Here is an 11639-nt window from a genome sequence, read left to right as displayed (position 1 = left end):
GCCCCCCGGGGCCGCAGAGGTGACCCCCGCGCGGGGTTGGTCGCGCCCGCCGACTGTGGGACGCTGGGGCCACCCCACCGGACCAGCCATCCGAATTGATGCCTAGGTGTGGGGAATTCGGGATTGGATCCAAGGACCGTTGGGCCGGTCGCGCTGTTGTGGGCGTCGAGGTTCAGAGCCGACCCACGGTCGGCATTCACGGCGGGCGCATTGCCCGAGACCCCTGTGGCCTGGGCGTTCTTTCTTCGTGGACTCGCGGTCCCAACGCAGAACCTGGACGGAAAGCACCGAGTCGTGGGGCGACCACGGCGTCGACCCGGATGTGACGGAACCCGTCGGTAGGACCACCGGAGTCGGGGCCGGGCAACCCGATCCCGCCGTCGTTTCCGCCCCTGCCGGTGGCATCGACGGAGCGAAAAAGGGCTCAGGCTTGGGCTAACGGACGGTAGGAACCGGCCTCTTTGTCGGGACGATGCCCGTCGACCTGCGGTCACCACCGATTGCGTGGCTGTTCGCACCGGTCCCGACAGTGCTCGGGACCTGCGCCCCCGACTCGGGGGATGGGTCGGGATCCGATCGGACGATGCCGAGAAGAGCTTGATCGATCCAACCCCCCACCAGGTGCCGGAGGTGGGGGGGTTGGCGAGGCGGTCGGGGAGTTGGTCGAATCAATCGCCCCGGTCGGCGTGTCCCGGAGCACCGGCATTACGCGTGAACGACCGGCCCGAGTTGACGAGCGCTCGTGTGTACACCAGGGGTCCGGGGTCCGTCATCGGGAACCGCTCGGGGGAGGGGGTACCTCTACTCGTGCGCCACGAGACGGTCGATGTCCTGGACGCGGTAGTAGCCGGTGTTTCCCACCAGGAGTACCGGGCGAGGCGCGTCGGATCGGCGTAGGAGGGCCTTGGCGCGTTCGCGATCGCCGTTGAGGAGGAGCGGGATGTCTCGGCGTCCGATGAGGCCGTGTCGGCGCAGGACGGCGGGGGCCAGCTCGTTGATGTAGCCCAGGGCGACGCGTTCGGTGATGTTCAGCCGCTCGGCCAGGTCGGCGGCGGTCAGATCGTGCTCTTCGCGAACGGTGGTGTCCACGATGGACTCGACGAGTGCCTCCCGTTCCGCGCGTGCTCGGCCGGCGACCTGTTTGGCCTTGCCGGGGCGCTCGAGGTCGTACCAGGTGAACCAGGCGGCCACGGCGGCTGCGTCACGCTTACGATCCGGTCCCGCGGGCGGGAAGGGATGTTCGGGGTGGTCGGCGTACGTCTTGACGAGGTGATGCACCGCGGCGGCCGGCTTGGTTCCCTTGTATCCGCGACGGGCGCCGATCTCGGCGATGGTCAACCGTTCGTTCGGTGTGTGCCGCAGTCCCGGTTCCGTGCGCGCGGGCTCGGGGCCCGGCGAGGGGTTTCCACCGTAGGCGTGCGCCCGGCACCAGGCGACGATCTCGTCGCGTCGGTACAGGTGCGCCGTGCCCGGTTCGGACCGTACCGGGGCCGGAAAGTCGGGCAATGTGGTCCAGTTGGCCACGGTGGCCTGTCCACGGCCGGTCAGGGTACGGATGTGCGCGCGGGTGAGGTATTCGGGCAGGTGCGGAATCCGGGCCTCGAATTCCTCCTCGTTCGCGCTCATTTCCACCTCTCCGCTCCGCTCCGATGGATCCGGCTTCGCGCCTTCGCTCCCTCGTCCGCTCCGGCGCGGATCGCGTGTGCGGGTCGTCTGGGGAATTCCCGGGGCGACGTCAGCCTACTGCGTCGCATTGGGGGATCGAGATGCCTCCGCATAGACTGTTCGCGGTCTCCTGTTTGGTGGCCTGGGGTCGGCGGTTTGTCCAAGTCAGTCCATCGAGGCTGGTACGGGCCTTGTGCCCGTGCCGCCGGCCCTCTTTCCTCTCGGATTCGACACCGCCACGAAGGCGGTGTTGTTCGACGAGACGTCTCGTGTGCCTGTGCTTCGTTGTATGGGTGGTGTCGCTCGGGCTGTGGTGGGGAGTACCCGGTCGACGGTGGGGCACAACTCCTCGCGTACGGCTGGTTCCCGTCCCGGCGCTCGCATGTCGTAAATCAACCGTGAGTGCCCCATGCACGCCGACTTCGCTGTGCGCCTTGCGCGTGTGGAGCTTCGTGGGTCGCCGGTAGGGGGCGCCGGCGGGCCTGGCGGGTCGGCTGTTCCGCCGCCGGGAATGCCGACCGCCGATGCGAGGGCTCGCCCGGGCGCGCGAATTCGGTGGCCACGACATCGGAGCGATCATGGACGGCCCCGTTCAGCGGTTTGAGCTCGCCCGCGCAGGTCGATCCCGATCCCGTGTCGAGAGGGTACGGACGGAGTCGGCCTGCTGGGCGTCCTCGGCGGGGTGGGGGGAATGGCCTCGTGTCGAACGATGCCCAAGAGGGCTTGGTCGGCCAGGCCGTCGACCAGGTGCCGGATGTCCGTCGTGTCGAGGCGATCGGGGAGTCGGCGGCAGAGTTCGGCGATCAGGTTTGTTCGGGTCCAGGCGTCCCTTGTGGCGTCGAGGGTCGTCATGGCGCGGGTCACGGTCACCTCCGCGTTCGGGTGTTCGGCGTCTTTGGTGCCGATGCGGTGGAGGGTGGCGGTGGGGATGTCGGTCAGATCCAGGCTCAGGTCGGTCAGGGCGGCGACGGCCCAGCGGGCCAGCAGTTCGGCGCGGGGGACGGGGGTGCGTTTTTTGTCCTCGCGGTGGAGCAAGGTGATGTGTTGGGCGATGGCGGTGAGTTCGTACGCGGAGGGGGCTCGGCCGTAGGTGGCGGTGAACTTGGCGGCGTAGGCGGTGACTTCGGCGGCTATCGCGCGGCGTCTGGAGGAGAAGCGGGCACGGAGGGATTCGGGGATGCCGACGATTTCGCGGGCACGGCGGTCGGGGCGGGTGGCGAATTCGACGCCGAGGGCACGCGTGAGGGCGATCTCCGCGGCGCGTTCGCACAGGTGTCCGGCGGCCTGCTTGTGGCGGTGGATGGCGCGGCTGTCCAGGGTGCGCCAGACGCCGTCGTCGGCGTGTACGCGGTTGAGGACGGCGGTGTGGACGTGGAGTTGGGGGTCGTCGTCGCGGGAGGTGTGTTGGGGGAAGGCGGCGACGGTCCAGCGGTGTGCGCCGATCCAGCGGCCGGTGGAGGCGCCGGTGGAGGTGCGTCCGTGGCGGCCGGCGCGGGCGAAGCCGGCGGTGTCCTGGAGGTATTCGAGGCCGGTGTGGATTCCGGTCAGCCAGGCTTCCCAGACCTGGTCGGCGTCGTCGTGGCGGCCGGCGATTTGGAGGGCGGCGTGGAGGATGGACCAGGATTTGGGGGCGGACCAGGTGAGGTCGAGGTATTTGACGGCGGTGCGGGCCTTGCTGCGGACGCGGGCCTCGATCTGTCGGCGTCGCGCGGGGGTGGCGTCGGGTTCGGCGGCGAGGGCCTCGGCGATGGCGGCGCGGGTACCGGTGGTGTAGTCGCGGGGGCGGGGGCCGAGGCGGACGGCGTCCCGGGCGGTTTCGGCGGCTGCGGTCCACGCGTCGGTGCCTGGTGGTGCGGTGATGTCGGCGATGGCGGCGGCGAGTTCGGTGCGGCGGCGGGGGTCGACGAAGTGGTGGTACAGGTCTTCCAGGACGGCGTGGTCGACGGTGCCGTGCAGGCCGAGGTCGGGGGCACCGCGGCCGAGCCAGTGGCCGGGGGGTTCGCCGGCGATGGCGGCGTCGCGGAGGAAGTAGTGCTCGGCGCCGCGGGCGACCTGTTGGGCGAGGTAGGTGACGTCGCTGCGGGCGGCGATGGTCAGCACGGGTGGCCGCCGGAGGCATTGGCCGCCGGGTGCGGGGCGTCGGATGCTTGGGGTTCGTCGGTTTGGTTTATTCGGTTTGTGTGGTTTGTGTGGTTTGTGGATTGGGTGTTCATGATCGGGAAGGTGCGGGGCCGGCGCATGGTGTGACCGGGCCGCGGGGCCGACGGCGGGGGCGGCTGGTTGGGCTTCGAGTCGGTCGCCTCGGGTGGGGGCGGTGCCCTATCCGCCCAGCGCCGGTGCGGCGCTGTCGGCGAGTTCCGGGGTGTCCGGGACGAGGGGAACGGCGCGGCGGCCGGCCGGCTGTCCCGGGGCGGGTTTCGCGGCCAAGGCGTCGTCGGTGCCGTCCATGACGAATCGGACGGTCGACAGGCGCCTGCGTTCGGGTCGGGCCGGGGTCTGTGCCGGTGGCGCGGCGGTGTGTTCGGTGGTGGGTGTGGCCGTGCCGGTCTCGGTGCCGGTCTCGTTTGTCGGTACGGGCGTTTCCGGTCGACGTTCTCGGAACCGCGACGTGCGATCGTCCGGTGGGGCGATCTGTGCGAGTCGGGAGCGCTCCGGTTCGGGAATCGACGGTGTCGACGGGCGGGAGGTGTCCGTCGACACCGGGGAGTCGAGCGCGGGCAACGGCGGCGACACGCCGATCCGTTCGTCGGCGGGCCCGGGGCTCGTCTCGTGCCCCGTGGTTCCCCGTTCGAGGATCGAGCGCAGTTGGGCCGACTCGTCGTCGGTGAGGGCGCGGCCCCAGGAGCGTTCGTATTCGCCGGCGATGTCCCGGTGATAGCGGTCGACGTCGATGGCCGGAAGGCGGGCACCGAGCAGGCGCGCGGCTTCCTCGGGATCGCTCGCGAGGGCTCCCAGGTGGCGTGCGCGCAGGCTGTGGGAGCGGGCCTGTTGGCGCAGGCCGGGGATGTCCCCCGCGGGAACGTCCCCGGCGGCGATGCGGGCTTCGATGCCGTGGGCCAGGTCGAAGAAGCGGACCGCGTGGGCGGCGAGGGCGCGTTCCGGGGCGCCGTTCGGGTCGAGCGGGGCGGGTGCGTGTTCGCGGATGCGTTCGGTGACCACGACGGCGGGTGTGTCGCGGTCGAGGGTGATGCCGAAGGTGGCCCGGACGCGGTCGGTGAGGAAGTCGAGGGCGTCGTCGCGGGCGGGGCCGGGTGCCCAGTCCTGTACTCCGCGCCACATCCAGCCGATCTCGACCGGGCGGGCATCGTCCCACCAGTGGTGGTCGAGGGCGGATTTGAGGGCGGCTCCGGCCTGGGCGAGGTCGTGTTCGGCGCGGTCGCGGGCGGCCTGGTCGCGGCCGATCTCGGGGATCCGGGCGGCGGTGACGACGACGGGTGCGGTGTCGGGGCGGTCGGCGGGGGTGAGCTCGACGACGGCGCGGCGCAGGGCGTCGGGGTCGGTGCCGCGGGCGGCGAGGTCGGCGAGGATGCGGCGGCCGACGGTTTCGGGGGTGTCGCGGGCGAGGGCGGTGTGTCGGCCCTGGTCGATGAGGTGGGTGTGGAGGAGGGGGTCGCGGACGGTGTAGGCCCAGTGGACGGTGGGGCCTTCGGCGGGGGCGGGGTGGCCGCGGTCGATGGCGGGGTTGAGGTCGACGCCGTCCACCGCGGGGGTGGGGAGTGCGACGCCGTGGTGTTGGCGGATGCGGCCGCGCATGTGGCGCAGGATCCGGCCGGCGATGACGTCGTGGTGGGCGGACCATTCGACGGCGCGCTGCCAGACGGCGGCGATCTCGCCGGGGTCGGCTTGGCGCCACCAGGAACGGTCACGGACGTCGCGCATGACCTGGTGTGCGGCGGCGTGTTCGGCGCGGATGTCTCGTACGAGCCGGTCGTGTTCCGGACCGGTGGTGTGCAGGTGGTCCTTGGCCCGGGCGTCGCGACCGGCGATCCCTTGTCGGGCGCGTTCCTCGGCCTCGGTGACGCGGGCCAGGACGGCTTCCGAGTCGGGCCGTTGGCGCGGCGGTCGCGGGGCGAACGGGAGGCGCACGGCGGACAGTCGCGGCCGGCGACGGGGCGGGTCGAGGGCGTCGGCTCGGCGGTGGAGGTGGCGGGCGTGCAGTTCGGCGGCGACACGGAGTTCGTGCAGGGCCTCGCGTTCGATGGCGCGTTGGGGTGAGGCGGTGAGTCGGGCGGCGGCCCGGGCGACGGCGGTGTACCGGTCGCCTTGGTCGCGGAGGTCGCGGATGTGCTGACTGGGGGTCTCCGGGGGCACGCGGGGGTCGGTGGCGACGTTCCAGGCGCGGATGAGCGCGTTGTGGTGTCGGCGGTGAAGGGCATCGCGGCGTCGGGCCCGGTGGTGGCCGCCGCGACGGTTGCGGGCGGAGGCGAGGGCGATTCCGTTCCAGTGGTCGAATTCGGATCGCGGGGGTGGGGGCGGGTCGGTGCGCGGTGTCGCACCCCGGGACGATCGGGTTGTGTTGTCGGCGTGGTGGGCTTGGGCGGCGTCGGTGGTGGGGTTCTCGGGGGTGGTGGTGGGCGGGGCTTCGGTCGACGGTGGGGTGGAAGGTCGTGTCCACGCGATTGTGTCGAGGTCACGGGTCGTGGCGTCGAGGGCTTTCCTGTGGTGGCGTACGTGGCTTGCCAGGGCGCGTAGGGCGGCGAGTTCGGATGTGTGCCGTCGGGTGTCGAGTGCTCGGCTCAGGTCTTCGATGGTGGAGCCGAGGGTGCGGGCGTGATCCGCGACGACGCGGAGGTCGTCGGGCCCGACGACCGGGGTGTCCGAGTCGTTGGTGAAATCGCCGAGGTGGACCTCGTGCGCGTCTCGGGCGCCGCGGAGTGCGTCGACGAGGGTTTCCCGGAGGCCGCGGACGTGCTCCGGTGTGTCGGAGCGGTCGTCGACGGACTCCCGCCACACGCGGGCGGCGCTGTCGATACTGCGGGCTCGGGCGTGGGCTTCGTCCCGGGTGGCGTAGGGCCCGGGTTCATCCGGTTCGGGGCCGGTCGCGGGAGGACTCGCTTCGACGTGCGCGGAGTTCGCCTCGGAGTCGGGTGGGGCGGAATCCGGGGATGGGGGCTCGGGCGGGGACGGGGGCTCGGGGTCGTCGGGAGGCGTACCGGCCCTGTCGGACGCCGAAGTGGGCGGGGTGGGCTCCGGGTTCGGCGGTTGCACACCCGGGCCGTCGTCGGCGGGGAGCCGGCGGGGGACGGCCGCTTTCGGGACCGTGTCGTCCGAAGCCTCGATGTCGCCGGTGTGCGCCGGGAGCGAGACCTCGTGCCCGGGAGGATCCGGGGCGGGACCCCGCGCGTCCGAGTGGGGGGAGGAGGCCGGCAGCGGACGGGGATCCCGATCCTTGGGCTCCTCCTCGTGGACAACGCGGTAGGCGGGATTTCGTTCGAGGTATGCCTGCACCTGGTCCAGCGCGGCACTCGGCCGATCCGACGGCGGTACCCATGCCTGCGGACCGTCGGCCGATGGCGAGAAACCCTGCGCACGCAGGACGGCTTGGAGTTCGACGTCCGCAGGATCGACACGGTAGACGCCGCCGTTCCTGCCGAGGCGAATCGCGATCTCCACGGCTGTGCCCGTCCTAGGCTCGGACATGGTCACATCCACTCACGTGCTGCCTCCCGGGAATCACCGTCATCTGCCGGAAGGTGCGCCCAAGTCGCGCGCTGTGACACGGGAGACAAGGACGACGGGAGCAAGGTACGCCGGCACTACGGAAACCGGTGCGGCCCACGACGTCCAGCCGTAGAACCAAACGGCCCGGAGGAGCGGTTCGATATCAAGCCGAAGAGTGTCGAACCACAGTGTTCCACCTGCGGGATTGACACCGCTGCGTGCCCGGCCCAGGCCACAGAATCGATCCTGCCGTGTTCGTGGGTGGGGAGAACGTACGTTACGTAGGGCCTCGACGCCGCAAATGAACAGATACCGCCCACCTGCTCGCTCCCACCATGCGAAGACTTCCCGCCAACGAGCACAAGGCCCAGTGCGCTCGTCGGTTCACCCCCACGCGTGTGGTGACTTCGGGACCGGCTACCCGCCGGGAGGAACGACCGGCTTCCAGCGGCGCACCACGCGGACGTCCGCGGCCGGGGCATTCCGCTTCCCGAACTGCCCGTCGTGGGGACGGACCCAGATCCGGCCGTCCACCATGACATTACTGACGACCTCCCCGGGCGGGAGGTGATCCTGCTCGACGTGGTCACCCCACCGGGGCGGGTCGTCGTCGGCCATCGTGGTCTCCACCGTGAGTGAGTAGCGGTGGATGCGAGGCCACGGCGTCACCGATCCCACGCGGCCCCGCGAGTGCCCGCCCGGCCGCCGTCGGGGAACGTTCACGGCCGGGCGCGAGTCGGGTGCCCGACCGCCGCTAGAGACGACGACCGGGCAGGGCTGGGCCCGGCGACATATGCCAACCCTCGCCGGGCCGTGTCGCCCGTCGAGCGAGTGCGGGCGACGTGGGCGCCCGCCCGGCGGCGTGGTGGGGGTCGCGGGCCGAGCCGGAGGCCGCGAGCGGACCCGTAACCGCTGCGGCAGGAGGGCGGCTCGTCAGCCGCCGACACAGGTGAAGCGAGTGGTCAACCGTTTCCGGGTAAGGCACCGGCGGCGAGCGTGTGCTCGGCGACCCCGATGGCTGCGCACAGGTGCGCACCTTCCGTGAGTCGCACCGTGCCGTCGACCATTCGAGGGTGCTCGACCCACCAGGCCATGGGCTCCCAGGGAGCGGGCGGTGGGCTTGGGGTGGGTAGCCACAGGTAGGTTCCTGCGGATAGATATCGCGCCTGGGCGACGGCCGAGAGGCCGGAGTCGGCGACGAGTTCCCTCCACCGATCGCCGCTGCGGGGGTGCGATCAGGAACGAAAGTTGGGCCCAGCTCGGTACCGACGACGGGGCCGAGGTCGTTCGCGGCCTTGAGGAGTGAGCATGTCTCCCGGCCGAGGTCGGCAGCGACGACCACGACGTCGAACAGCAGACCGACGCTGACGACGCGAACTGCGATGCCGTGCAGCCGACTTGCGATGCCTCGACCGCACCGGTCGGCCACCTCGCCGAGGATGGCCATGCGGTTCACCCCCCACGCGTGTGGGGACTTCCGGGCGACGGACACGCACAAGCGCCGCCGCCTCGGTTCACCCCCACGCGTGTGGGGACTTCGCCTCTCCGGTTTCCACGATCAGTCCGAGTTCCGGTTCACCCCCACGCGTGTGGAGACTTCCAGAGGTGTTGTCGGCGTTCGTCACGGTGTTGCGGTTCACCCCCACGCGTGTGGGGACTTCACACACGAGGGGATGACGCCGACGCCCGAAACCGGTTCACCCCCACGCGTGTGGGGACTTCGGGATGCTCGTGGCCCAACACCCGGTCCTGCGCGGTTCACCCCCACGCGTGTGGGGACTTCGTCCGAGAAGAAGCCGCCCAAGCCCGGAGGAGCGGTTCACCCCCACGCGTGTGGGGACTTCCCCATTGCGGTGCTGTTCGTCGCCACCCTGCACGGTTCACCCCCACGCGTGTGGGGACTTCGAGGCAGGGACGGCGCGGGGATGGCTCGTGGACGGTTCACCCCCACGTGTGGGGACTTCTGCGCGCGCTCGCGCATGGTTTCCTCGGGCGCCGGTTCACCCCCACGCGTGTGGGGACTTCAAGCGGTGGATCCGCCGGCGGTCCGCCTTGTTCGGTTCACCCCCACGCGTGTGGGGACTTCGTCGCTCGCGGCCGTGGCCGCTTCGATCGCGTCCGGTTCACCCCCACGCGTGTGGGGACTTCGGAGCACCCCAACATGACCACACCCGGGACCACGGTTCACCCCCACGCGTGTGGGGACTTCCCTTTCTGACCTGCGGATACTCAGGGGCTTTGCCGTTTCGTGATGAAAATTGGGCAATTGAGGCAGAGAGTCATCCTGAATGCGGTCTGATCAGGGTTTTTGGGTGGCCTGCGTCCTGACGATCGGCTCCAGTCTCTCAGTAATGCTCACTGCCTTCGTGACCTTCGCTGCGACTGTGCTGCTCGTCGGCCGTCTGATGCGCCGCGCAAGGGAGCGGCTCGGCGTGTAGGTGCTTTGAGCGGGGCCATGGCGGCTCCACTCGGATGGGTCGTTTAGAGGGCGCGCCTCCTGCTGAGAGCGGACCTTTGATGGTGCGCTATTTCGGTGGGGTGGGGCGCCAGTCGGTGAGGAGGTCTGGGGGTGGGTGCGGGTCGTTGTGGGTTGTTCGGGTTTCGGACAGGGCTGTGCGGACGCGTTGCCAGGCGCCTTCGAGGGCTCGGGCGCCGATGGGGAGGCCGGCGGGACGTAGGGGGCCGCCGGCGCGGTGGGGGACTGTGGTGACCCATAGGGCGTGGACGGGGCCGCCTTCGAGGGCGGTTGTGAGGCGGGTGCGTTCGTGGGTCCAGGCTCGGAGGGCGCGGGTGGTGCGGGGGTCCAGTAGTGCTGTGTGAGGTGGGGTGGGGGTTCCCCTCCCGGGGGGTCTGGGTGTGATGCGGGCCTGGGTGGGTTCGTCGGTGAAGTCGTGGATGGTCATGGCCGCGATCTCGCCGACGCGGGCTCCGGTGTCGATGACGACTCGGACGAGGGCGTGGGTGCGTACCCAGAGGGCGGGGGTGACGCGGTGGGGTCGTGGGCCTTCGAGGAGGGTCGTGCAGCGGTGGTGCAGGAGGTTCGCGTCGAGGTGGGGGCGGCTTTGTTGACGGGGGTGGGGTGTCGTGTCCAGGGGGGTGTTCGCCCATTGGGCCAGGGCGCGTAGGGAGGCGGCGGCGGCTCGGATGGTGGCGGTGGATCCGCGGCGGTTTCCGGTGGAGGTGGCTCGGCGGCGGCGATCGCCTTGGGCAACGGCGTTGAGCCAGGCCTGGCATGTCGAGGAGTCGAAGAGCGCGGTGGCGGGAGCCGCGGCGCGATTGCCGTGGGCTTGTTCGACGTAGGCCAAGAGGTCTTCGAGGAAGGTGACGCGTTGTCGCAGGGTGGCCGCGCCGATCGTGCCGTCGTCGTGCCGCTCGCGCAGATCGGTGAGGAATCCGTCGACGACGTCGCGGGCTCGAGGGCTCATGGGCTGCACTTTATGCGGCGGGTTTTGCCCTGTGGGCTGCTGCCGCGCCGTAGGCGCGACGAGGGGTGAGGCGTTGAGTTTCGCTGCGGGGTGTGCGCCACTCCCCCGACCTGCCATCTTCTGTTATTACGATTCCGTGTTTCGAGGGGGGTCACCGGTGGGGCGAGTCGATCCTGGTGTACGGCTTTGACCTGCAGCTTTATCACTAGCCCAGGGCTTGCCTGTGCCTTGCCCACCCGTCATTACGGCGTAATGAACGTGCTCTGTGGTGGGTTCGCGCGAGTCCATCGCGGTTCATTACGCCGTAATGACAGCGCGGTGGTCGGGCATCGTCATCGCGTCGCATCGCGTGGGTGCCGGGTCCGGGGGAGTCATTACGCCGTAATGACGGGGGCGTTCCCCTTCGGGGAGCCGGATCACCGGGTGGCCGCGACCACTCCCCTGGCTCGTGTCTTCATTACGGCGTATTCAACACACGAGCCAGGGAACAGAACAGGTTCTCGGCGGATCGTTCATTACGGCGTAATGACGAAGACGACGGGCCGCGCGGGAGGCGCGCAAGGTGATCGTCCCTGGCTCCGGCCTCCCGGAGCCGTCACGTCATCGGTTCCGGGATCGGCACGGGGTTCCGATCGAGGCTTGCCTACGGGTGCGCGGAGGTCGACGCCTCTCCGAGGTGCCTCTCCCCCGCTCCCCTGGTCGCCCGGTTTCATTACGCCGTAATGAGAGACCGGGCCGGGGTGGCTGCGGGGAAACGAACCGGGGCGGGCGCCTAAAGGCGGGTATTGGGGGGCCCCGGGGGGGGGTGGGGGTGGGGGGGGGGCGCGCGGGGGGGGGGTTTTTACCCCCCTATGAAGGGGTTGCGGGGGCAGGGTCGGGGGGAGGGTG

At 70.6% G+C, this 11639-nt stretch carries 5 protein-coding genes and 1 CRISPR repeat array; all 5 genes read right to left on the bottom strand.

Annotated features, from left to right (window positions below):
- Window positions 1-801: 801 nt before the first annotated feature.
- The 5 genes from ACFRCG_RS13145 to ACFRCG_RS13125 all read right to left on the bottom strand — a co-directional run bounded on the left by ACFRCG_RS13145 (window position 802) and on the right by ACFRCG_RS13125 (window position 10751).
- The gene (locus ACFRCG_RS13145; protein WP_380030936.1) at window positions 802-1626 is read right to left on the bottom strand and encodes a helix-turn-helix transcriptional regulator; all 825 of its coding nucleotides are present in this window, start codon (window positions 1624-1626) and stop codon (window positions 802-804) included.
- Between the two features lie 615 nt (window positions 1627-2241).
- A complete protein-coding gene (gene mobF, locus ACFRCG_RS13140; protein WP_380030935.1) occupies window positions 2242-3765 on the bottom strand; it encodes a MobF family relaxase in 1524 nt (507 codons plus the stop codon).
- 219 nt (window positions 3766-3984) lie between these two features.
- Window positions 3985-7305, bottom strand: coding sequence for a hypothetical protein (locus ACFRCG_RS13135; RefSeq protein WP_380030934.1), 3321 nt, complete (start codon window positions 7303-7305; stop codon window positions 3985-3987).
- A 438-nt stretch (window positions 7306-7743) separates the two neighbouring features.
- Window positions 7744-7944: a hypothetical protein gene (locus ACFRCG_RS13130; RefSeq protein WP_380030933.1), complete on the bottom strand. Its 201-nt coding sequence runs from the start codon at window positions 7942-7944 to the stop codon at window positions 7744-7746.
- An 831-nt stretch (window positions 7945-8775) separates the two neighbouring features.
- Window positions 8776-9535: direct repeats of the CRISPR family, unit length 29 nt; unit sequence CGGTTCACCCCCACGCGTGTGGGGACTTC.
- A 316-nt stretch (window positions 9536-9851) separates the two neighbouring features.
- Window positions 9852-10751: a hypothetical protein gene (locus ACFRCG_RS13125; RefSeq protein WP_380030932.1), complete on the bottom strand. Its 900-nt coding sequence runs from the start codon at window positions 10749-10751 to the stop codon at window positions 9852-9854.
- Window positions 10752-11639: the final 888 nt, after the last annotated feature.

This window comes from Embleya sp. NPDC056575 (assembly GCF_042793325.1).
Lineage (GTDB): Bacteria > Actinomycetota > Actinomycetes > Streptomycetales > Streptomycetaceae > Embleya.
The sequence above is the reverse complement of the archived record's forward strand: the minus strand, read 5'-3'. Positions and strand labels throughout refer to the sequence as shown.